Source organism: Leisingera sp. SS27 (assembly GCF_028368855.1).
Taxonomy (GTDB): Bacteria; Pseudomonadota; Alphaproteobacteria; order Rhodobacterales; family Rhodobacteraceae; genus Leisingera.
In genome coordinates this window covers 141,840-163,173 of sequence record NZ_JAQNCY010000006.1, presented here as the reverse complement: position 1 = coordinate 163,173, position 21,334 = coordinate 141,840, and the positions used below count along the sequence as shown (strand labels likewise).

Genomic DNA, 21,334 nt, shown 5'->3' with positions numbered 1-21,334 from the left:
TTTCAGCCAGACGAAGAGGCGGGCAGGGTCTCAGTCCGGCGCCAGCATGTAGCCCGCGCCGCGGACGGTTTGCAGGTATTGCGGCTGTTTCGGGTTCGGCTCGATCTTGCGGCGCAAGCGGGTGATCTGCACATCCACCGCACGTTCCTGCGCCTGGCCGCGGTCACGGCCCAGGTCCTCCACCAGCTTGGTGCGGGAAACCGGCTCACCCGGCTGGGCGGAGAAGATCTTCATCAGCTGGCTTTCGGTGCCGGTCAGGCGGATCAGCTCGTCACCCTGCCACATCTCGCCGCGTTCGATGTCATAGCGGATGGCGCCCAGGTGCAGCACCTTGGGTGCGGCCTCCTGCGCAACGGTGTCCGGCATCCGCCGCAGGATCGCGTTGACCCGCAGCAGCAGTTCCTTGGGCTCGAAGGGTTTTGGCAGATAATCATCCGCCCCGGCCTCGAGCCCCGCGATCCGGTCCTCGGTCTCACCCTTGGCGGTCAGCAGCAGGATCGGGGTGGTCATGGTTTCGCGCAAGGAACGGGTCAGGGACACGCCGTCCTCGCCGGGCATCATCACATCCATGATGATCAGGTCGAAATCCAACCCCGCCAGCACGCGGCGCGCATGGGCGGCGTCGCGCGCCGCCGTTACCAGAAAGCCGGAGCGCATCAGGAATTTCTTCAAGAGGCCGCGGATGCGTTCATCGTCATCGACGATCAGCAGATGGGCGTCGTGCGTGCTCATGGTGGTTTAGTCCCGCAGCTTGGCGTAGGCGCGGCGCATGTCCGCGTCCATCATTGCTTCAAGAACTGTCTTGAAACCCTGTACGGCCTCTGGGCCTGCGTCCTTGTAGGCGGCGCGCATCCGGGCGCGCTGGGCGTCCGACAGCGTCGCTTCCAGCGCCTGGCCCTGATCTGTCAGATAGAGGTGGCGTTCGCGCTTATCCAGCTCCCCCACCTTGGAGATCACCAGCCCGTCGCCAATCAGCGTGCGCAGCACCCGGTTCAGCGACTGTTTGGTGACACCCAGGATGCTGAGCAGATTGTTCACCGTGGTCCCGGGGGAGCGGTTGATGAAGTGAATGGCGCGGTGATGCGCCCGGCCATAGGACATTTCGGCCAGGATCCGGTCCGGATCGGCGGTAAAGCCGCGGTAGGCAAAGAACATTGCCTCGATCCCCTGGCGCAGCTGCTCATCTGTCAGAAACAGCAGGCTTTCGCCGCTGTATCCCTGCCCTGTCCGGCCTTCAGGCATGTGGTGCCCCCTCGTCTGTATTACCTGCCAGTTTATGTCAGTGTTGTTGACATTCCAAGGGTGAAGATGTATCGAATCGCAGCTTTGACGCAAGATTGTGTCCGCTTCGGCCTCAACTTGCGCAATAAATGAAAATCACCGCAGAAATCAGGAGGGTGCGGCATGGCTGGTTACGACGACCGCGACGGTGTGATCTGGATGGATGGGGAGCTGGTCGACTGGCGGGATGCCAAGGTGCATATCCTGACCCATGCGATGCACTACGCCTCCTCTGTTTTTGAGGGCGAGCGCGCCTATAACGGCAAGATCTTCAAAAGCCGCGAGCACTCCGAGCGTCTGATCGCGAGCGCAGAAGCGCTGGACATGCCGATGCCCTATACCGTCGATCAGATCGAGGCAGCCAAGGAAGAGGCGTTGAAAGCCTCCGGCCTGCAGGACGCCTATGTGCGGGCGCTGGTCTGGCGCGGCTCGGGCGAGGACATGGGCGTGGCGTCGGCCAAGAACCCGGTGCGCATGGCGGTCGCGGTCTGGGGCTGGGGCGCCTATTACGGCGACGCCAAGATGAAGGGCGCCAAGCTCGACATCGCGGAATGGAAGCGCCCAAGCCCGGAAACCATCCCGGTTCACGCCAAGGCGGCAGGCCTTTACATGATCTGCACCATCTCCAAGCACAAGGCGGAGGCCAAGGGCTGCTCGGATGCGCTGTTCATGGACTGGCGCGGCTATGTGGCGGAGGCGACCGGCGCCAACGTGTTCTTTGTGAAGGACGGTGAGGTCCACACCCCGCTGGCCGATTGCTTCCTCAATGGCATCACCCGGCAGACCGTGATCCAGATGCTCAAGGACAAGGGTATCACTGTGCACGAGCGCCGCATCAAGCCGGAAGAGATGGAAGGCTTCGAGCAGTGCTGGCTGACCGGCACCGCGGCCGAGGTCACCCCGGTCGGGCAGATCGGCGACTATACCTTTGAGGTTGGAGATCTGACCCGCGAGATCGCCGAGGATTATGAGAAGCTGGTGCGGAGCTAACTCCCGCCGACCGGCAGCAGCTGAGGTGAACGGGCGCTCCTGAAAACAGGGCGCCCGTTTGCTTTGCAGGTGTGCCTATGCGGTCACTACGATGCGTGCCTTCATATGGGGATGATACGCGCAGTAATAGGAATGTGTCCCGGGTGTCTCAAACAGGACGGATGCGGTGCTGCCTTTGCCCAGCTCTCCGGTATCCCAGCTGTAATCGTCCTCGGTTGCCGTATGCGGGGCAAAGTCCTCATTGACCCACTCGATACGCTCACCAGCCTTTATAGAGACTGTATCAGGGTCAAAGGCGAACTTCCGGATCCGGACCCGAACCGCCGGTGAGGCCGCAGCGGGCAACGCGGCTGCGGCTGCCGCCAGCCCGCCCGCTGCGATCAGCTGCCGCCGTGTCAGCTGCATTGCAGATTGCTGACCATCTGTTCCGCATGGCCTTCATGCACCTTGAATGTCGCCAGCGCATCCGTCAGCAGCTCTTTGAGCGGCGCAACCGTGACCGCCGGGATAAAGCTTTCCTCGACGGTTTTGTTGACAACCTGATGGTAGCCCAGCTCATTTTGCGCATAGGCGCAGTCGAAGGCGCTGCCGGAGAGGCCCATCAGCTCTGCCCGCTTGTCTGCAGCCCCCTGCACCAGGGCGCGGCTGAGATCGTTGTCCTGAGGCGTGACGTTCAATTCGGTGATCAGATCAACCGCAGCTGAATTGACCGCTGAGTGGTCGCGGATCATGGTTTCAGCGAAGCTGCGCACGTCGGCATTCTCAGATACCGCCAGTGCGAGATGGGCATAGCGTATGTCCAGCTGGCCTGCAGTGTAGGCGGTATGGGCGATTTCGAGGTCATTCATCGGTTCTGCGGCATGGGCTGGCAGGACCATGGCGCCAGCGAGAACAGCGGCGGAAAGCAAACGGAATGTCATCTTGCGACTCCTTTAGTCTTTGTCAGTCTCACTTTGATCCGTGAAAACGCTGTGGCGTTGAATGCGCGATAGGGTGAAAGATGTTGCAGATCGTCCAGCACTCTGGACGCGCGGCACCGAAGACGTATCCTTCTGCCATGCTGGATCTTTTAAGCGACATTCTCACGCGGCTTTCCCTCAAAGGGACGCTCTATTTCCGCACCTCATTCACGCCGCCGTGGGGGGTGCATGTGCCGTCCTTCCAGAATGTGGCGCGGTTCCATTTTGCCCACCGGGGAGAATGCCTGGTGCATCTGCCGCAAACGGATGACACGATCCGGCTGGCGCAGGGGGATCTGGTGGTGATCCCGCATGGGGCGGAACATATGCTGTTTTGCTCCACCACCGGCAAAGAGGCGGTCCTGACACTGGACCGGGTGCTGGAGCTGTCCGGATACCGGGGCGAAGGCGTGCTGGTTTACGGCGGCGATGAGGATGACCGGGATACGCAGCTGATTTGTGGGCATATTTCTTATGGTGCGCAAGGACATACCGGTGCCGGGCATATGCTTTTGGACCGTTTGCCGCCCTATATGCATATTCAGGACTATGGCGAAGCACGCGGTGCCTGGCTGGAGGCGACATTGCGGGTCATTGCCGCTGAGGCGGGGCATGCCCGTATGGGCGGTGATTTGATTGCGCTGAAAATGTCCGAGGCAATTTTTGCGCAGGCGATCCGGGTGCATCTGGAAAGCCTGAGCCCCGACAGCGATGCTCTGGCTGGGTTTGCTGATCCGCAGCTGTCCCGCGCTCTGAGCGCCTTTCACCGGGAACCGGCCAGGACCTGGTCGGTTGAAGAGCTGGCGCGCATTGCCGGCATGTCGCGCACGAGTTTCGCCCAAGGCTTTACCGCCAAGATGCAGGTGACTCCGATGCAGTACCTGACCAGCTGGCGGATGCAGATCGCCTGTCAGGGGCTGACAGAGCAGGGTCTGAATGTGGCGGATGCAGCGGAGCTGGCGGGTTATGCGTCCGAAGCCGCATTTTCCAGGGTTTTCCGGAAGCAGGTCGGTGTCTCTCCGGCGGCGTACCGGCAGCAGCACAGGGAAATCGCCTCTGCAGAAAGTTCGAATGTCTGAACGATCTGCATGTTTTGCTGAACTTACTGAAATTCATTGTTCGTGACGATCCTGCAAGTCTGGGTCCAGAGCCGCAATTGCGGCCAGCATTTCTCTGCAAAAGGACCTGACCCATGCCCTTCCGTTTCGTGACCCGCACCATCCATGCATACCTTGATTACCCGGTTGCCGTTGCCCTGATGGGGCTGCCGTTTCTGCTGGGCCTGGGCGAAAGCAATCCGCTGGCGCTGTGGCTGTCGGTGGCAACCGGCATCGCCGCCTTTGTGCTGACAGTGCTGACCGACCATCACCTCGGCCTGATCCGGGTGCTGCCCTACAAGCTGCATCTGACGGTCGACCTGATTGTCGGCCTCACCTTTCTGGCAGCGCCTTTTGTCTTCGGCTTTGCCGGGCTGGATGCAGCGTTCTACTGGCTGAATGGCGCAGCGGTGGTTGCGGTGATCTCGCTCAGCGCGCCGGAAGGGGCTGAGGCCGCCTCTGCCTGAGTGCTATTGGCGCAGCAGCCAATCCACCACTGTCTTGGCCCGGCCCTGAGAGCTGGGCCAAAGCACATAAAACCCCTGATCCCCCAGCCGCGGCGCCTGCCACAGCTCTGTCAGCGGCTGGCTGCCCAGGAAAATCCGCGGCACAAGGGCGATGCCCTGGCCGTTCATTGCCGCGTCCATCGCCAGAGCCGTCTGGTTGAATTGCAGGACCCGGCCTTTGGCCGTGAGCCCCTCCTGCCGCAGCAGATGGTCCCAGTGCCGGTGCCCGTCCTGGATCAGTGTGTGCTGGGCGAGATCAGCCAATTCCAGAGCGTCTTCCTGTATTAGAGCCGAATCCGGCCTGGCCACGGCCACCAGATCCACCAGCGACAGAAGGGCGGAGTTCAGGCTGCTTTCCTGCGGCTTGCTGCCCTGACGGATGGCGATGTCGATGCCGCCCTGCTTGAAATCCGTCAGGCTTTCCTCTGCCACGATCCGCAGGTCGATGTCCGGGTGCCGCGCCGCGAACTCCGGCAGCCGGGGCACCAGCCATTTCGCGGCAAAGGACGGCGGCACTGACAGTGTCACCCGCTGCACAGCCGGGGCCAGCGTGTCCGTTGCCTCGCGGATCAGCGCCAGCGCCTGCCGGACCGGCGCGTGATAGCTGCGCCCGGTGTCGGTCAGGGTCAGCCCGCGGGCGTGGCGGTGGAACAGCTTGTGCCCCAGGTCGGCCTCCAGCCGCCGCACCTGCTGCGCCACGGCGCCTTGGGTCAGGTGCAGTTCCTCCGCCGCGCGCCCGAAATTCAGGTGGCGGGCGGCAGCGTCGAACATCCGCAGGGCGTTGAGGTTGGGCAGGCGCATGAGGTCTCAGCCAGTAGTTTTTCTACAGTCTGGCGCGATGAGACATGATTGGTCAAGCGTGGCCTGAGCAGCCATCCTGAGGGCAAGAAAAGGAGTATGGACATGACCAAAGTTGCTCTCTTCACCGCCGCGGGCAGCGGCATGGGCGCGGATGCCGCCCGCCACCTTCATTCGCAAGGGTATCAGGTCGCGATCCTCTCCTCCTCTGGCAAGGGCGAGGCGCTGGCGCAGGAGCTGGGCGGGGTGGGGCATACAGGCTCTAATTTGGCGCATTCCGATCTGCAGGCGCTGGTGGACAAGGCGCTGGAGCGCTGGGGGCGGATCGATGTGCTGGTCAATTCGGCAGGCCACGGGCCCAAGGGCGATATCCTGGAGATCAGTGATGAGGACTGGCATTTGGGGATGGAATACTACCTGATGAATGTGATCCGTCCGGCCCGGCTGGTGGCGCCCATCATGGCGGCGCAGGGCAAGGGGTCGATCATCAACATCTCCACCTTTGCGGTGTTTGAGCCGGACCCGCTGTTTCCGACCTCCGGCGTGTTCCGGGCGGGGCTTGCGAGCTTTACCAAGCTGTTTGCCGACAAGTTCGCGGCCCAGGGCGTGCGGATGAACAATGTGCTGCCGGGGTTCATCGACAGCCTGCCGGAGACCGAAGACCGCAAGGCGCGCATTCCGATGGGGCGCTATGGCACGGCGCGTGAGGTGTCAGCCCTGATCGCTTATCTGGCCTCGGATGATGCGGCCTATACCACTGGGCAGAACATCCGTGTCGACGGGGGGCTGACCCGCGCAGTCTGAGCCGTGCCCGCAGATGGGCAAACAGCGGGCACCCGCCCCTTCTGATGAAGGCGGGTGCGTCGCCCCTGCGGGCTCCAGCCGCCGGAAACCCTTTTTAGGGACTGCTATCCGCCCTTGGGATCCATCAGCGGCTTGGCCTTGCCGCGCTGCAGGCCCAGCCGGTGCTCGCGCCAGATCACCAGCACATTGCCGGCAATGACCAGCGCGGCGCCTGCCAGCATCACCAGCGTCGGCCATTCCTCGAACCAGACATAGCCGATCACAATCGCAAAGATCATCGAGGCGTAATCATAGGGCGCCAGCATTGATGCCGGCGCAAAGCGGTAGGAGGATGTGACCAGAATCTGCGCCACCCCGCCGACCAGGCCGGCGCCGACCAGAAGCGCCGCGGTTTGGCCATCCGGCATCACCCAGCCGAAGGGGGCGGTCAGCAGCGCTAGGCCAGAGGCGGTCAGCGAGAAATAGAACACGATCGCCGCTGTATGCTCCGACTGCACCATGCGGCGGATGTGGATCTGCACAAAGCCGCGCGCCACCGTCGCACCGACCACCAGCAGCACCCCCAGCATGGCGCCGTCCTCCAGATCGCCGCCGAGGCGGGGCCAGATCATGATGAGAACGCCCAAGAGGCCGATGGCCACCGCACTGATCCGCACCAGGCGGATGGTCTCGCCCAGGAACAGCGCCGCCAGGATCAGGGTAAAGATCGGCGTGGCATAACCGATGGCGGTGACCTCCGGCAGCGGCAGCAGCGCCAGACCCATGAAGGTCATCCCCATAGCCGAGGTGCCGACCAGGCCGCGCCACACGTGAAACATCGGCTTCCTGGTAATCAGCCCGTGCCGCAGCTCTCCGCGCGTTGCCAGCCAGATCACGATCACTGGTATTGCAAAGAAGGAGCGGAAAAACACCGCCTCGCCTGCCGGTACGGTCTCCGAGGTGGCCTTGATGATCCCGGACAGGGCGGTGAACAGGGCGATTGCCGTCACCTTCAGCAGGATTGCCAGCATGGGCCGATGCGATGTTAAGGATTTTGCCATGGCGCGAACCTGCGCCCAAGCGCCGCAAAGATCAATGGCTTGATTTCGGCTGGCGGGGGAGCGCAAATGGCGCCGCCAGATGAAGGAGCCGCCGATGCATGATGCCAATCACCTGATCCGCCAGCTGCGTGAGTCCTCCGTGGGGCGCGAGGGCGATGTGTTTGCCCGGCTTCCGGACGGCGGTACGGTCACTTTCGGCGCGCTGTTTACCGGCGCAGAGCGGATGGCGGCAGCCTTGGCCGCCCAGGGGGTGCAGCCCGGCGACCGGGTGGCGGTGCAGGTTCAGAAAACCATCCAAGCGATTGAGCTTTACCTGGGCACAGTGATGGCGGGCGGCATCTTCCTGCCGCTCAACACGGCTTATACCGGACCAGAGGTCGCTTATTTCGTCGGCGATGCGAAGCCCCGGGTAGTGGCGTGCGACCCTGCACGGCTGGACGAGATCACTGCGATTGCGGGCGCAGCGCAGGTGCTGACGCTGGATGCGGTGGGGCAGGGGTCCTTGCGCGATCTGGCGGATGGGCAGAACGGATTTGAAGCGGTTGAGCGCGGGGCGGATGATCTGGCGGCAATCCTGTACACCTCCGGCACCACCGGCCGGTCCAAGGGCGCGATGCTGAGCCATGAGAACCTGGCTTCCAACTCTTTGACCCTGCGCGACTATTGGCGGTTCACCACGGACGACGTGCTGATCCATGCACTGCCGATCTTCCACACCCACGGGCTGTTTGTGGCAACCAATGTGGCGTTGTTTGCGGGCGCCCAGGTGGTGTTCCTTCCGGGATTTGATGCGGATGCCATTCTTGAGGCGATGCCGGCGGCCACGGCGCTGATGGGAGTGCCGACCTTCTATACCCGGCTGCTGGCGGATGCGCGGCTGACCAAGGAACGCGCCGCGAAAATGCGCATGTTCATCTCCGGCTCTGCGCCTTTGCTGGTGGATACGCATGAGCAGTGGGAGACGCGAACAGGCCACAGGATCCTGGAACGCTACGGGATGACAGAAACCAACATGAGCACCTCCAACCCCTATGACGGAGAGCGCCGCGCTGGCACGGTGGGTTTTCCGCTGCCGGACGTTGAGGCGCGGGTGATGCAGGATGGTGCCGAGGTGCCCGCAGGAGAGATCGGCGTGCTGGAGGTGCGCGGGCCGAATGTGTTCCAGGGCTACTGGCAGATGCCGGAGAAGACGGCGGAGGAGTTGCGGCCGGATGGATGGTTCATCACTGGCGACATGGCGAGGGTTGATGCCGACGGCTATGTCACCATTGTCGGGCGCGAGAAGGATCTGATCATCACCGGCGGCTTCAACGTCTACCCCAAGGAGGTGGAAAGCCTGATCGACGACCTGCCCGGCGTGCTGGAAAGCGCGGTGATCGGCGTGCCGCATCCCGACTTTGGCGAGGGTGTGGTGGCCGTGGTTGTGCCTGATGGGGGCGGCACCAGTGCCGAGGCGATCAATGCGGCGCTCTCCGGCCAGCTTGCCAGGTTCAAGCAGCCCAAGGAGATCATCCTGCTGGAGGCCTTGCCGCGCAACACTATGGGCAAGGTGCAGAAGAAAGCCCTGCGCGAGGAATACGCAGGGCTGTTCAGCTAAAAACACTCGCTCGGGCCAACAGCCCGGGCAGCGCCCGTCCGCCCCCGTCAAACCAGTGGTTTGCCTCCGGCAAAACGGCGGGCGCTTCGCTTCCGCCCGCGGGCGGTCACTGCCTTAGTGCTGGTGCGCCGCTGAATGCGCCTCTTCCTCGCGCCATTCCCGCACGGCCTGCACCAGGATCTGGAAGGCGGAGCTCAGGAACAGGCCGCCCATGATGCCGGCCACAATGAGGTCGGGCCAGCCGGTGGCGGTGCCCCAGACCCCCAGCGCGGCAATCATCACCGCCACATTGCCGATGGCGTCATTGCGCGAACACAGCCAGACCGAACGCACATTGGCGTCACCGTCCTTGTACCGGGCCAGCAGCAGCACCGAGATCAGGTTGGCTGCCAGCGCCATGAAGCCGATCACGCCCATGATCTGCGCCTGCGGCACGCCGACGTAAAACACCTGATAGACGGTGGAGCCGAACACCCACATGCCCATCAAGAGCAGGCTGATCCCCTTGCCCAGGGCCGCCAGCGCCCGGGTGCGCAAGCTGGCGCCGATCACTGCCAGGGAAATGCCATAGGTCAGTGCATCGCCCAGGAAATCCAGCGCGTCCGCCTTCAACGCCTGGCTGCCGGACAGCTGCCCTGCACCCATTTCCACCGCGAACATGCCGGCGTTGATGGCGATCACCAGCCAAAGCCTGCGTTTGTAGTCCGCCGAGACCCCGTCAAACCGGGCGTTGTGATTGCAGCAGCCTGCCATTGCTCTTGTCCTCATTCCTGATTCGAGATCAATGTAGGGCCTCTAGTCACTAGAGCATCAAGAGGTCATTGCGATGTTTTCCATCGGTCAGCTGTCCAAGGCAACCGGCGTCAAAGTGCCGACCATCCGCTACTACGAGGAGATCGGCCTGCTGCCGCAGCCGGGCCGCAATGCCGGCAACCAGCGCCGCTACGGGCAGGACGGGATGGACGCGCTGGGTTTCATCAAACATGCGCGCGATCTCGGCTTCTCGCTGGAGGACATCAAAGCGCTGATGGGGCTGGACGGGCATCTGGGCGATGACTGCGCCGAAGCTGACCGGATTGCCCGCAGCCAGCTGGCCAATGTCCGGGACCGCATCCGCAAGCTGGAGCAATTGGCGTCTGAGCTGGAGAGGATCAGCCACCTGTGCGACGGCGGCAATGGCGGCTGCTGCAAGGTGCTGACGGCGCTGGGCGACCACAGCCAATGCGCGGGCGAGCACGGTTGAGCGTCAGCGTTTCGGCCAGCTCCAGCGCGGCGGCTCCAGGTCTTCAATGCGGGTTTCACCAAATTCCTTCTGCAGGATTACGGACAATGCCCCCGCGTCCTCCAGTTCCCGGGCCAGATGGCTGTTGTGGGAGACCACGATGATCTGACTGTCGCGGCTCGCGCGTTTGATCAGCCGTGCCAAGGGGGCAATCAGATCGGGGTGCAGGCTGGTTTCGGGTTCGTTCAGCACCATCAGCTCGGGCGGGCGCGGGGTCAGCAGGGCGGTGGCCAGCAGCACATAGCGCAGGGTGCCGTCCGACAGCTCCGCCGCCGACAGCGGCCGCAGCAGACCATGCTGCTGCATCTCCACGGAAAACAGCCCGCCCTGCAGCGAGACATCGGCACTGGCGCCTGGGAAGGCATCCTCGATGGCTTCGTCAAAAGCCGGCCCGTCGCCGATTTCCCGAAGGGTGGCAATGGCTGCCGCCAGATCCGCACCGTCGCCCGCCAGCGCCGGCGTGCGGGTCCCGACTGCGGGGCGCCGGGCAGGCGAATCCCGGTCGGTGCGCAAGCTGTCATAAAACCGCCAGCCGCGCATCCGCTCCCGCAAGGACAGCATTTCGGGCGCCTGCACAGGATCGGCGGCATGGGTCATCATACTGTCGAAAGGGCGCAGATCACGCGACAGTTCGATCTTGCGGCCGCTGCCGTCCCGGCCCGTGACAACCGCACCGCGGCGTTCGGCAATGCTGTTGGCGCGGCCCAGGCTCTCGCCAACCCAAAGCGCCTCAGACTTGATCTCAGGATCCTTGCCGAACATCGTGCGCGGCACCGGTGCGGGCAGGCCCAGATCCACAGCATAGCCGTAGTCTTCGGCGGCAAACCCCAGCTTCAGCGCGACCGAGTTCTTGCGGCGGGTGCCCTCAACCGGAATTTCACCGCGCCGCATCCGGGCGCTGATGTGTTCCGGGCCGGCCCAAAGCGTCGAGTCCAGACCGCCCTCAGAGGCCAGCGAAGCAATGGCGCGCCCCTGTGCCACCTCTGCCAGCAGCCGCAGCGAGCGGTAGAGTGAGGATTTGCCCGCGCCGTTGGCGCCGCTCACCACGGTGAGCTGCTCCAGCGGCAGGGCCGCATCACGGATTGAGCGGTAGCCGGAAACGGCCAGGGTAATCAGCATATCAAAGGACCGGATGTGAAACGGGCTGTGCAAAACCTGCTTGGTTTCGCAGTGCTTCGCAACAGGTCCCGTCAGCCGTCAGCGGTTCAGCCGATGCGGCCCTGGTTTTCGCCGACCTGGCCGCGGTGCAGCAGCAGGTGGTCCAGGATCACGCAGGCCATCATTGCCTCGGCCACCGGCACCGCGCGGATGCCGACGCAGGGGTCGTGACGGCCCTTGGTGATCACTTCGGTGGCGGAGCCGTCCTTGCGGATCGATTTGCGCGGAGTGAGGATTGACGACGTTGGCTTGACCGCAAAGCGCACCACCACATCCTGCCCGGTGGAGATGCCGCCAAGGATACCGCCGGCGTGGTTGGAGGAATATTCCGGCCCGTTTGCGCCCATGAAGATCTCATCGGCGTTTTCCGAACCTTTGAGGCGCGCGGCGTTCATGCCCTCGCCGATCTCGACGCCCTTTACAGCGTTGATCGACATCATTGCGGCGGCCAGGTCGGTGTCCAGCTTGCCGTAAACCGGCGCGCCGATGCCGGCGGGGACGCCACGGGCGACAACCTCAACCACCGCGCCGACCGAATCGTGCGCCTTGCGCAGGGCTTGCAGGTAATCTTCCCACTCCTGCACCGCGCCTGCGTCGGGGATCCAGAAGTCGTTGGTTTCGATCGCATCCCAGTCAAAGCGGCGGCGGTCGATCTCCAGCTCGCCCATTCGGGTCATGTAGCCCTTGATCTCCAGTCCGGGCGCCAGCGCCTTGATTGCTTCACGTGCAACACCGCCGGCTGCCACCCGCGCTGCCGTTTCGCGGGCAGAGGAGCGGCCGCCGCCGCGATAGTCGCGGTTGCCGTATTTCTGGAAATAGGTGATGTCGGCATGGCCCGGACGGAAAGTCTGGGAGATCTCGCCGTAATCCTTGGACCGCTGGTCGGTGTTTTCGATCATCAGCTGGATCGGCGTGCCGGTGGACATGCCGTCGAACACGCCGGACAGGATCTTCACTGCGTCCGGCTCATTGCGCTGGGTGGTGTTCTTGTTCTGGCCGGGGCGGCGCTTGTCGAGCCACTGCTGCAGCATTTCCGGCTCCAGCGGCACATTCGGCGGGCAGCCGTCAACGGTGGCGCCAAGCGCGGGCCCGTGGCTCTCGCCCCAGGTGGTGACGCGGAAGAGGTGTCCAAAGCTGTTCATCGACATGAGGCGCGGTCTCCTTTGCGGGACGTGCTTAGCGGGCAGGGGGCTGTGCCTCAAGCGGATTCCTCTGCGGCAAAGGCGAGAGGGGGCGCTGCCCCCGCCGCCTGGGGCGGCTCCACCGGGATATTTTCAGCCAGATGAACAAGGGGCCGGTGCTGGCAGCGGTCCAGTTTCACCAAGCCTTAGGTCCTGGCGGGGCTTTGGCTTGTCATTGCTGCAGCTGGGGCCTAATGTCCGCGCCACCTCGGGGTGCGCGCAAGCGCTGAGATGACACCCGTTGAACCTGAACCGGATCACACCGGCGGAGGGAAGGTACTGGACAGCCTCCACCCTTGCCCAAAGCCGCAAAGGAGGATGGCATGAAACATCTTGCATTTGCAGCGGGACTGCTTGGCGCCTCGGCCGCTTTTGCCGAGACGCCCGAACTCACCGTTTATACCTATGACAGCTTTGTTTCCGACTGGGGCCCGGGCCCGGCAGTGGAAAAAGCGTTTGAAGAGGTGTGCGGCTGCGACCTGAAGCTGGTTGGCGCAGGCGATGGCGCGGCGCTCTTGGCGCGGGTCAAGCTGGAGGGCGCGCGTTCGGATGCGGATGTGGTTCTGGGGCTGGATACCAACCTGACCGCGGCGGCCAAGGAAACCGGCCTGTTTGCAGAGCATTCGGTGAGTGCCGAATTTGCGCTGCCGGTTGCATGGGACGACGCAACCTTTGTGCCCTATGACTGGGGTTACTTCGCCTTTGTCCACAACGCCGATGCCGCGGCACCTGCGGATTTCAAGGCGCTGGCCGCCAGCGACAAGAAGATCGTCATTCAGGACCCGCGTTCCTCGACGCCGGGTCTGGGGCTGCTTCTGTGGGTCAAGGCGGCCTATGGCGACGAGGCACCGGAGATCTGGAAGGGCCTCTCTGACAACGTGGTGACCGTGACCAAGGGCTGGTCCGAGGCCTATGGCATGTTCCTGGAAGGCGAGGCCGACATGGTTTTGTCCTACACCACTTCGCCCGCTTATCATCTGATTGCCGAGGAAGACGGCTCCAAGGCGGCGGCGGCCTTTGATGAGGGGCACTACATGCAGGTGGAAGTTGCCGGCAAGCTGGCGAACTCCGACCAGCCGGAACTGGCGGACCAGTTCCTGGCCTTCATGGTGTCGGATGCGTTCCAGTCGATCATTCCGACCACCAACTGGATGTATCCGGCGGTGATCCCGTCGGCGGGCCTGCCGGAAGGGTTCGGCACCCTGATTGCGCCTGAAAAATCGCTGCTGCTGAGTGAAACGGAAGCGGCGGAAGTGCGCGATGCGGCGCTGGGCGAATGGCTGGACGCGCTCAGCCAGTAAGCGCTTACCCCGGTATCAGCGCGGCCCTTCTGGTGGCGGCGCTGATTCTGGGGACGCTGGGGGCTGTTGCCCTCAGGGCTGAGGCCGGCAGCGGGTTTGGCGCCAGCGACTGGGCCGCGCTGCGGTTCACGCTGACCCAGGCGAGCCTGTCGGCCTTGCTAAGTGTTGGCCTTGCCATTCCCGTTGCCCGCGCGCTGGCGCGGCGGCGGTTTTGGGGGCGGAGCCTGCTGATTGCGCTGTTGGGCGCGCCCTTCATTCTGCCTGTTATCGTGGCCATTCTTGGCCTGCTGGCGGTCTTCGGCCGCGCCGGGTGGCTGAGCGGCCTGCTGGGTCTGTTCGGGATGGAGCCGGTGCAGATCTACGGGCTGCACGGGGTGGTGCTGGCGCATGTCTTTTTCAACCTGCCGCTGGCAACCCGGCTGATCCTGCAGGGCTGGCAGGAGATCCCTGCCGAACGCTTCCGCCTGGCGGCGCAACTGGATGCCGGGCCGCTGGCGATGTGGCGGCTGTTGGAAGGGCCGATGCTGCGGCGGGTGGCGCCTGGCGCGCTGGCGGTGGTCTTTGCCATTTGCCTGTCGAGCTTTGCAGTGGCGCTGACCTTGGGCGGCGGCCCCCGGGCGACCACCATCGAACTCGCCATCTATCAGGCGTTCCGTTTTGATTTCGACCTGGGCCGCGCGGCGCTGCTGTCGGGTCTGCAACTGCTGCTGACCGGCGCTGCCGCGCTGGTGGCGCTGCGGGTGTCGGCGGGTGAGGGGTTTGGGGCCGGGCTTGACCGGGCTGTGCAGCGCTGGGACGGGCAGGGGGCGCTGGCGCGCGGATTGGACGGGTTCTGGATTGTCTTGTCGGCGGCGTTTTTGCTGCTGCCGCTGGCGGCAATCGTGCTGGCGGGTCTGCCGGGGCTGGCTGCCTTGAAAGGCTCCGTTTGGCAGGCGGCGGGCAACTCGATTCTGGTTGCCGCGCTCAGCACCGTGATTCTGCTGATGCTGGCCCTGCCGATGGCCGCTGCGGCTGCTGCCGGGCGCAGCGGCATCGCCGAACTTTCGGGTATCCTCGGCCTTGCGGCCTCGCCGCTGGTGATCGGCACCGGATTGTTCATTCTGATCTATCCCATCGCGGACCCGTTTGCGCTGGCGCTGCCGGTGACGGCGCTGGTCAATGCGGTGATGGCGCTGCCCTTTGCCATGCGCATCCTGGTGCCGCGGGCGCGGGAGGTGCTTGGGCGCTATGGCCGGTTGTCGCTGTCGCTGGACATGCAGGGATGGGCCTTTGTGCGCCGGGTTTACCTGCCGCGGATGCGGGCGCAGACAGGGTTTGCCGCCGGGCTGGCAGCCGCCCTGTCGATGGGCGACCTGGGCGTTGTCGCGCTGTTTGCCGATCCGGATTTTGCGACGCTGCCCTTGCAGATCTACCGGCTGATGGGGGCCTACCGGATGGAGGCGGCGGCAGGCGCGGCGCTGCTGCTGCTTGTGCTGTCGATGGGGGCATTCTGGATCTTGGACCGCGGAGGACGCTGGCATGCTGAGGCTTGAGACCTGCCGGATCATGAACGGCGACTACGCGGTGGAGGCGGATCTGGAGATCGCGCCCGGCGCCTGCGTGGCGGTGATCGGCCCTTCCGGCGCCGGGAAATCCACTCTGGTGGAGGCAGTGGCCGGTTTCCTGCCCGTCACCCGCGGGCGTATTTTGTGGAACGGCGCGGAGCTGACCCGCCAGGCGCCGGGCAAGCGGCCGGTGGCGATGCTGTTTCAGGACGGCAACCTGTTCCCGCACCTGACCGTGGCACAGAATGTGGGCCTGGGGCTGCATGCGAACCTGCGGCTGAGCGCGTCGGAGTGGCGCCGGGTTGATGCCGCGCTGGAGCGGGTTGGCCTGGGCGGTATGGGCACACGCAAGCCTGCGGCGCTGTCCGGCGGTCAGCAAAGCCGGGTGGCGCTGGCGCGGGTGCTGGTGCAGGGGCGGGACATCCTGCTGCTGGATGAGCCCTTTGCCGCGCTGGGCCCGGCGCTGAAGGCAGAGATGTTGGATCTGGTGGCGGAGCTGGCGCGCGAAAGCGGTGCCACGGTGCTGATGGTCAGCCATGACCCGAACGACGCCCGCCGGATCGCGGACCAGGTGGTGCTGTTGGCGGACGGCAAGGCGCATCCGCCGCAGCAGACGGCGGAACTGCTGGACAACCCGCCGCCTGCGTTGAAGGCCTATTTGGGTTAGGCGGTCAGCGCTTCTTCCCGCGTCTTGGTGATCATCAGGGCTGCACTGGCGGCTTCGTTGCCCTTTTGCACGAAGTGCGCGCGGTAGATGGCCATGTGATGCTCCGTTTCCTGGAAATGATGCGGGGTCAGCGAGACCGACAGCACCGGCACACCAGTGTCCATGCCGGCGCGCATCAGCCCGTCGACCACCGCCTGAGCCACGAAATCGTGCCGGTAGATGCCGCCATCCACCACGAGGGCGGCGCAGGCCACGGCGGCGTATTTGCCGGTTTTCGCCAGCTCCTGCGCCAGAAGGGGCATTTCAAAGGCGCCGGGAACATCAAAGACGTCGACCTGATCCGCCGGGATCAGCTGCAGGAATCCCTCCAGCGCGCGGTCGACAATATCAACATGCCATTGCGCCTTGATGAAGGCATAGCGGGTGTGTGTCATTTCGTAATCTCCTATAGGTTTGACACGTCACCCAAGGCGATCACGAGCAGACGGGCGCACGCCTGGCGCCGCCCTTCTGCACGTTCTCTTCCATCCGGACTGTGACCGTCGGCTCTGGAGTCGCACCAGATCTGCTGACACTTCCAAACCTTGGAAGCCGCTCGCGGGCTTACGGGACCTGCCCGCTTACCGCCGGTGGGGAATTCCGCCCCGCCCTGAGAACATGCGGACATTGCCAAGCACCGCGGCCGATTTCAAGATCGGAACGCTGGACGCCCGGCCGGGAAGTGAAATTGGTATTGTTCCTGAGCAGGCAAGTGGAGCTTTTCAAATTGCAAGGCCGGGTTCCATAGTATGCGGGACGGGCAGGCACAGGAGAAAGAGCATGCATCCCAATCCGGTTTTCCATGACGCTGAGACGGCGCAGAATCTGGCGTTTGCCCGTGCGCGGGCCTTTGGCGTGCTGGCTGTGTCCGGGCAGGAGGCGCCGCTGATCAGTCATGTGCCGTTCCTGATTTCCGAAGACGGGGAATGGGCGGAACTGCATCTGGTGCGCTCCAATCCGATTGTGCGGATGCTGAAGGAGGCGCGTCCGGCCAGGATCGCCGTCAGCGGGCCGGATGGATATGTCTCACCCGATTGGTACGGGGTGCCGGACCAGGTGCCGACCTGGAACTATGTCGCGGTGCATCTGACCGGCGCACTGGAGCTGCGCCCGGATGAAGAACTGCGCGGCCTGCTGGACCGGCAGTCTGCGTTTTATGAGGCGCGGCTGGCGCCGAAGCCGCCCTGGACCACCAGCAAGATGGGCGCAGAGGCGCTGGACCGGATGATGCGGATGATCGTGCCTGCCCGGATGCGGATCACGGGCACCGATGGCACCTGGAAGCTCAGCCAGAACAAAACTGACGCCGCGCGCGCCGGAGCGGCAGAGGCCATAGCCGGCGGCATAGGTGCAGAGCTGGAGGAGCTGGCTGCGCTGATGCGTCATGGGCCGGTCAGGTCCTAACGTATTGTCACGGCGCGAAGTGCTGTAATTGCCCCTTCCCCTCAGGTCCGCTTGCAGTAGGCTGCGGCCAAACAGCGGAGGATTTAAAATGAGGCTCACTTATTCCCAAGCATCCCCTTTTGCCCGCAAGGTTATGGTGCTGCTGCACGAAACCGGGCAGCTGGAGGACGTCGAGATACTGGACGTCACCACCACGCCCCTCAGCCCCAGCCCGGATGTGAAATCCAGCAACCCGCTGGCCAAGATCCCGGCGCTGGAACGCAACGACGGGCCGGCGCTCTATGACAGCCGGGTGATCTGCGCCTATCTGGACGAACGCGCCGGCGGCAGGCTGTATGGCCGTGGCTGGGACAGCATGGTGCTGGAGGCCACTGCCGACGGAATCATGGATGCGGCGGTGCTGATGTCCTACGAAAAACGGCTGCGACCCGAAGACAAACAGTGGGACAGCTGGCTGGACGCGCAGCAGGGGAAGGTGCTGGGCGGCTGTTCGGCGCTGAATGCGCGCTGGATGAGCCACCTGCAGGGGCCGCTGGACATCGGCCAGATCGCGGTGGCCTGTGCGCTGGCTTATGTGGATTTCCGCCACCCGGACACCAATTGGCGCCAAGGCAATGAGGCGCTGGCAGACTGGTTCGCAGATTTCGAATCGCGCCCCGCGATGCAGGCCACAAAACCGCCCGCGGCCTGAGCAGGCCCCTTGAAACGGACAGGTGCCGCGCCGATATGGGTGCGGCACTGTCACTCAGGCGTGACAGAATTGCCGTCTGCGGCTTTCTGCGCGCCTATGACCGCTGGACGAAGCGGCTTCTCCCCGCTAGACACGCGCCTGAGTCACTGCGAGCAATCGCGGTGCATGCGCATGTTTGCCCTAAACGGGCGCTGGAATTGGAGAAAACCTCGTGTCCCACGCAGAAGACCACGAAGGAACCCGGAGAGATTTCCTCTACTACGCCACTGCCGGCGCCGGGGCAGTGACCGCGGGTGCCGCCGTATGGCCCCTGGTCAACCAGATGAACCCCTCCGCCGACGTGAAAGCGCTGTCCTCGATCCTGGTCGATGTCAGCGGCGTGGAAGTTGGCACGCAGATCTCGGTCATGTTCCTTGGCAAGCCGGTGTTTATCCGCCGCCGCACCCAGGAAGAGATCGAGGCAGCCCGTGCCGTGGAGCTGTCCGAACTGATCGACCCGCGGTCGGAAAACGCCAACAAGCCGGGCACCGACGCGGCTGACGTGAACCGCACCATGGACGACGCCGGCGAATGGCTGGTGATGATGGGTGTTTGCACCCACCTCGGCTGTGTGCCGCTGGGCGACGGTGCCGGCGAATTCAACGGCTGGTTCTGCCCCTGCCACGGGTCGCACTACGACACCGCAGGCCGCATCCGCAAAGGCCCGGCGCCTGAGAACCTGCACGTGCCGGTGGCTGAGTTCACCGACGCCAACACCATCAAGCTGGGATAAGGAAACGCGCTCATGTCCGGTATTCCGCACGACCATTACGAGCCGAAGACAGGCGCAGAAAAGTGGCTGCACAGCCGCCTGCCCATCGTCGGCCTGATCTATGACACCATCATGATCCCCACCCCCAAGAACCTGAACTGGTGGTGGATCTGGGGCATCGTCCTGGCGTTCTGCCTGGCGCTGCAGATCGTCACCGGCATCGTCCTGGTGATGCACTACACCCCGCACGTTGACCTGGCGTTCGCCTCTGTCGAGCATATCATGCGCGACGTGAACGGCGGCCATATGCTGCGTTACCTGCACATGAACGGCGCCTCGCTGTTCTTTGTTGCCGTCTACATCCACATCTTCCGCGGCCTGTACTACGGCTCCTACAAGGCGCCCCGCGAAGTCACCTGGATCGTCGGCATGCTGATCTACCTGATGATGATGGGCACCGCCTTCATGGGCTACGTGCTGCCCTGGGGCCAGATGTCCTTCTGGGGTGCAACCGTTATCACCGGCCTGTTCGGCGCGATCCCGTTCATCGGCGAAGCGATCCAGACCTGGCTGCTGGGCGGGCCCGCAGTGGACAACGCCACCCTGAACCGCTTCTTCTCGCTGCACTACCTGCTGCCCTTCGTGATTGCAGCGCTGGTGATCGTGCACATCTGGGCCTTCCACACCACTGGCAACAACAACCCGACCGGTGTTGATGTCCGCAAAGGGTCCAAGGCGGAAGCCGAGAAGGACACCCTGCCGTTCTGGCCGTACTTCGTGATCAAGGACTTCCTGGGCCTGGCCGTTGTGCTGGTGATCTTCTGGGCCATCGTCGGCTTCATGCCGAACTACCTTGGCCACCCGGACAACTACATCGAAGCCAACCCGCTGGTGACCCCGGCGCACATCGTTCCGGAATGGTACTTCCTGCCGTTCTACGCGATCCTGCGTGCCTTCACCTCCGAGGTCTGGGTGGTGCAGTTCGCCTCCTTCGTGACCGGCGGTATCGTGGATGCGAAGTTCTTCGGCGTGATCGCCATGTTCGGTGCGATCCTGGCCATGGCGCTGGCGCCCTGGCTGGACACCTCCAACGTGCGTTCGGGCCGTTACCGCCCGATGTTCAAATGGTGGTTCGCGCTGCTGGTCGTCGACTTCTTTGCCCTGATGTGGCTGGGCGCGATGCCGGCGGAAGAGCCCTATGCATCGTTCTCGCTGATCGCATCGGCCTACTGGTTCGGCTACTTCTTCGTGATCCTGCCGCTGCTGGGTGTGATCGAGAAGCCGCTGGCACAGCCTGCAACCATCGAAGACGATTTCGACGCCCACTACGGCAAGAAATCTTCTGCTGAAGCCACTCCCGCCGAGTAAAAAGAAGGAACACCTGACAATGTTCAAGAAACTGGCAACCGGTGCCGCCTTCGCTCTGGCCATGATCCCTGCTGCGTCTTTCGCAGCAGGCGGCGGCGACCAGCATATCACCGACTACGCCTTCTCGTTTGAGGGCCCGTTCGGCACCTACGACCGCAACCAGCTGCAGCGCGGCCTGCAGATCTACACTGAAGTCTGCGCAGCCTGCCACGGGCTGAAGCTGGTGCCGATCCGCACCCTGGCAGACGAGGGCGGCCCGCAGCTGCCGGAGGACCAGGTGCGTGCCTACGCAGCTGACAACTTCAGCGTCTACGATCCGGAACTGGATGAGGACCGCCCGGCCAAGCCGGTGGACTTCTTCCCGGAAAACAACAATGCCGGCGCCCCGGATCTCAGCATGATGGCCAAGGCGCGTGCGGGCTTCCACGGCCCCTATGGCCTGGGTATCAACCAGCTGTTCAAGGGCATGGGCGGTGCCGAATACATCGCCTCGCTGCTGGCTGGCTACACCGGTGAGGAAAAGGAAGAAGCAGGCACCATCTTCTATGAGAACACCGCCTTCCCGGGCGGCTGGATCTCGATGGCGCCGCCGCTGTCGGATGAGCAGGTTGAGTTCGCCGACGGCCATGCCAACGACGTGGAAGCCATGTCGCAGGACGTCGCGGCCTTCCTGATGTGGACCGCGGAGCCCAAGATGATGGCCCGCAAGCAGGCCGGTTTTGTCGGCGTGCTGTTCCTGACCCTGCTGTCTGTGATGCTGTATCTGACCAACAAGCGCCTGTGGGCGCCGCACAAGGGCAAGCACTGATCCCTGACGGCTGACACAGCGCTGAAAACATCAAACCCCCGCAAGTGATGCTTGCGGGGGTTTTTCTT

At 63.9% G+C, this 21,334-nt stretch carries 24 protein-coding genes and 2 riboswitches; of the genes, 14 read left to right on the top strand and 10 right to left on the bottom strand.

What is annotated here, in order from left to right; all coding sequences use genetic code 11:
* Positions 1 to 30: 30 nt before the first annotated feature.
* Together N6L27_RS14425 and N6L27_RS14420 are read right to left on the bottom strand one after the other, a co-directional pair.
* Positions 31 to 732, bottom strand: a complete 702-nt coding sequence (locus N6L27_RS14425; protein ID WP_271907994.1) for a response regulator — start codon at positions 730 to 732, stop codon at positions 31 to 33.
* A gap of 6 nt (positions 733 to 738) precedes the next feature.
* The gene (locus tag N6L27_RS14420) at positions 739 to 1,242 is read right to left on the bottom strand and encodes a MarR family winged helix-turn-helix transcriptional regulator (protein WP_260016650.1); all 504 of its coding nucleotides are present in this window, start codon (positions 1,240 to 1,242) and stop codon (positions 739 to 741) included.
* A gap of 162 nt (positions 1,243 to 1,404) precedes the next feature.
* Between N6L27_RS14420 and N6L27_RS14415 the strand changes: the two genes are divergently transcribed.
* Positions 1,405 to 2,271 (top strand): branched-chain amino acid aminotransferase, encoded by an 867-nt coding sequence (locus tag N6L27_RS14415; protein ID WP_039184938.1) that lies wholly within the window; start codon positions 1,405 to 1,407, stop codon positions 2,269 to 2,271.
* 75 nt (positions 2,272 to 2,346) lie between these two features.
* On the opposite strand, the gene N6L27_RS14410 is transcribed toward N6L27_RS14415, so the two are convergent.
* Both N6L27_RS14410 and N6L27_RS14405 read right to left on the bottom strand, forming a co-directional pair.
* The gene (locus N6L27_RS14410) at positions 2,347 to 2,676 is read right to left on the bottom strand and encodes a cupredoxin domain-containing protein (RefSeq protein WP_271907993.1); all 330 of its coding nucleotides are present in this window, start codon (positions 2,674 to 2,676) and stop codon (positions 2,347 to 2,349) included.
* Positions 2,667 to 3,191, bottom strand: a complete 525-nt coding sequence (locus N6L27_RS14405; RefSeq protein ID WP_271907992.1) for a DUF4142 domain-containing protein — start codon at positions 3,189 to 3,191, stop codon at positions 2,667 to 2,669. Before N6L27_RS14405 ends, N6L27_RS14410 begins: the two co-directional genes overlap by 10 nt.
* 137 nt (positions 3,192 to 3,328) lie before the next feature.
* Here N6L27_RS14405 and N6L27_RS14400 point away from each other — a divergent pair, with 137 nt between their 5' ends.
* The gene (locus tag N6L27_RS14400) at positions 3,329 to 4,309 is read left to right on the top strand and encodes an AraC family transcriptional regulator (RefSeq protein WP_271907991.1); all 981 of its coding nucleotides are present in this window, start codon (positions 3,329 to 3,331) and stop codon (positions 4,307 to 4,309) included.
* Positions 4,310 to 4,422: 113 nt separating this feature from the next.
* Positions 4,423 to 4,794: an SPW repeat domain-containing protein gene (locus N6L27_RS14395; protein ID WP_271907990.1), complete on the top strand. Its 372-nt coding sequence runs from the start codon at positions 4,423 to 4,425 to the stop codon at positions 4,792 to 4,794.
* Positions 4,795 to 4,797: 3 nt separating this feature from the next.
* Here N6L27_RS14395 and N6L27_RS14390 read toward each other — a convergent pair whose 3' ends face one another.
* The gene (locus N6L27_RS14390) at positions 4,798 to 5,634 is read right to left on the bottom strand and encodes a LysR substrate-binding domain-containing protein (protein WP_271907989.1); all 837 of its coding nucleotides are present in this window, start codon (positions 5,632 to 5,634) and stop codon (positions 4,798 to 4,800) included.
* A gap of 96 nt (positions 5,635 to 5,730) precedes the next feature.
* Between N6L27_RS14390 and N6L27_RS14385 the strand changes: the two genes are divergently transcribed.
* Complete coding sequence (locus N6L27_RS14385; RefSeq protein WP_271907988.1) at positions 5,731 to 6,435, top strand: SDR family oxidoreductase; 705 nt, start codon at positions 5,731 to 5,733, stop codon at positions 6,433 to 6,435.
* Between the two features lie 104 nt (positions 6,436 to 6,539).
* Here the strand turns inward: N6L27_RS14385 and N6L27_RS14380 are convergent, their stop codons facing one another.
* On the bottom strand, positions 6,540 to 7,475 hold the full coding sequence (locus N6L27_RS14380) for a DMT family transporter (protein ID WP_271907987.1): 936 nt from the start codon (positions 7,473 to 7,475) through the stop codon (positions 6,540 to 6,542).
* Positions 7,476 to 7,569: 94 nt separating this feature from the next.
* Between N6L27_RS14380 and N6L27_RS14375 the strand changes: the two genes are divergently transcribed.
* Entirely contained in the window at positions 7,570 to 9,072 is a 1,503-nt protein-coding gene (locus N6L27_RS14375) for a malonate--CoA ligase (RefSeq protein WP_271907986.1), read from the top strand.
* A 114-nt stretch (positions 9,073 to 9,186) separates the two neighbouring features.
* Here the strand turns inward: N6L27_RS14375 and N6L27_RS14370 are convergent, their stop codons facing one another.
* The gene (locus N6L27_RS14370; protein ID WP_271907985.1) at positions 9,187 to 9,825 is read right to left on the bottom strand and encodes a cation transporter; all 639 of its coding nucleotides are present in this window, start codon (positions 9,823 to 9,825) and stop codon (positions 9,187 to 9,189) included.
* Between the two features lie 73 nt (positions 9,826 to 9,898).
* On the opposite strand from N6L27_RS14370, the gene N6L27_RS14365 reads away from it, so the two are divergent.
* A complete protein-coding gene (locus tag N6L27_RS14365) occupies positions 9,899 to 10,315 on the top strand; it encodes a MerR family transcriptional regulator (RefSeq protein WP_271907984.1) in 417 nt (138 codons plus the stop codon).
* A gap of 3 nt (positions 10,316 to 10,318) precedes the next feature.
* On the opposite strand, the gene N6L27_RS14360 is transcribed toward N6L27_RS14365, so the two are convergent.
* Positions 10,319 to 11,473 carry an AAA family ATPase gene (locus tag N6L27_RS14360; protein ID WP_271907983.1) on the bottom strand — a complete coding sequence of 385 codons (1,155 nt, stop codon included), beginning with the start codon at positions 11,471 to 11,473 and terminating at the stop codon, positions 10,319 to 10,321.
* 86 nt (positions 11,474 to 11,559) lie between these two features.
* Entirely contained in the window at positions 11,560 to 12,660 is a 1,101-nt protein-coding gene (gene aroC, locus N6L27_RS14355) for a chorismate synthase (RefSeq protein ID WP_271907981.1), read from the bottom strand.
* A gap of 232 nt (positions 12,661 to 12,892) precedes the next feature.
* A riboswitch (TPP riboswitch) is annotated at positions 12,893 to 12,984 on the top strand.
* A gap of 32 nt (positions 12,985 to 13,016) precedes the next feature.
* Here aroC and thiB point away from each other — a divergent pair.
* Genes thiB through N6L27_RS14340 form a run of 3 tightly spaced genes read left to right on the top strand, consistent with a single transcriptional unit; the run spans position 13,017 to position 16,205 of the window.
* Positions 13,017 to 13,994: a thiamine ABC transporter substrate binding subunit gene (gene thiB / locus N6L27_RS14350; RefSeq protein WP_271907980.1), complete on the top strand. Its 978-nt coding sequence runs from the start codon at positions 13,017 to 13,019 to the stop codon at positions 13,992 to 13,994.
* Positions 13,970 to 15,526, top strand: a complete 1,557-nt coding sequence (locus N6L27_RS14345; RefSeq protein WP_271907979.1) for a thiamine/thiamine pyrophosphate ABC transporter permease ThiP — start codon at positions 13,970 to 13,972, stop codon at positions 15,524 to 15,526. The genes thiB and N6L27_RS14345 overlap by 25 nt, the downstream gene beginning before the upstream one ends.
* Complete coding sequence (locus N6L27_RS14340; RefSeq protein WP_271907978.1) at positions 15,513 to 16,205, top strand: thiamine ABC transporter ATP-binding protein; 693 nt, start codon at positions 15,513 to 15,515, stop codon at positions 16,203 to 16,205. The genes N6L27_RS14345 and N6L27_RS14340 overlap by 14 nt, the downstream gene beginning before the upstream one ends.
* Here N6L27_RS14340 and N6L27_RS14335 read toward each other — a convergent pair.
* The gene (locus tag N6L27_RS14335) at positions 16,202 to 16,639 is read right to left on the bottom strand and encodes a 6,7-dimethyl-8-ribityllumazine synthase (protein WP_271907977.1); all 438 of its coding nucleotides are present in this window, start codon (positions 16,637 to 16,639) and stop codon (positions 16,202 to 16,204) included. The two genes, N6L27_RS14340 and N6L27_RS14335, sit on opposite strands and share 4 nt — an antisense overlap.
* A 78-nt stretch (positions 16,640 to 16,717) precedes the next feature.
* A riboswitch (FMN riboswitch) is annotated at positions 16,718 to 16,866 on the bottom strand.
* Between the two features lie 158 nt (positions 16,867 to 17,024).
* On the opposite strand from N6L27_RS14335, the gene N6L27_RS14330 reads away from it, so the two are divergent.
* From N6L27_RS14330 to N6L27_RS14310, 5 genes are all read left to right on the top strand, one after another.
* Positions 17,025 to 17,648: an FMN-binding negative transcriptional regulator gene (locus N6L27_RS14330; RefSeq protein WP_271907976.1), complete on the top strand. Its 624-nt coding sequence runs from the start codon at positions 17,025 to 17,027 to the stop codon at positions 17,646 to 17,648.
* 88 nt (positions 17,649 to 17,736) lie between these two features.
* Positions 17,737 to 18,339 (top strand): glutathione S-transferase, encoded by a 603-nt coding sequence (locus N6L27_RS14325; RefSeq protein WP_271907975.1) that lies wholly within the window; start codon positions 17,737 to 17,739, stop codon positions 18,337 to 18,339.
* A gap of 211 nt (positions 18,340 to 18,550) precedes the next feature.
* On the top strand, positions 18,551 to 19,111 hold the full coding sequence (gene petA, locus N6L27_RS14320) for a ubiquinol-cytochrome c reductase iron-sulfur subunit (protein ID WP_039147478.1): 561 nt from the start codon (positions 18,551 to 18,553) through the stop codon (positions 19,109 to 19,111).
* Positions 19,112 to 19,123: 12 nt separating this feature from the next.
* Positions 19,124 to 20,458, top strand: a complete 1,335-nt coding sequence (petB, locus tag N6L27_RS14315) for a cytochrome b (protein WP_271907974.1) — start codon at positions 19,124 to 19,126, stop codon at positions 20,456 to 20,458.
* A gap of 19 nt (positions 20,459 to 20,477) precedes the next feature.
* Positions 20,478 to 21,266 carry a cytochrome c1 gene (locus tag N6L27_RS14310; protein WP_271907973.1) on the top strand — a complete coding sequence of 263 codons (789 nt, stop codon included), beginning with the start codon at positions 20,478 to 20,480 and terminating at the stop codon, positions 21,264 to 21,266.
* The last annotated feature ends 68 nt before the right edge of the window (positions 21,267 to 21,334 follow it).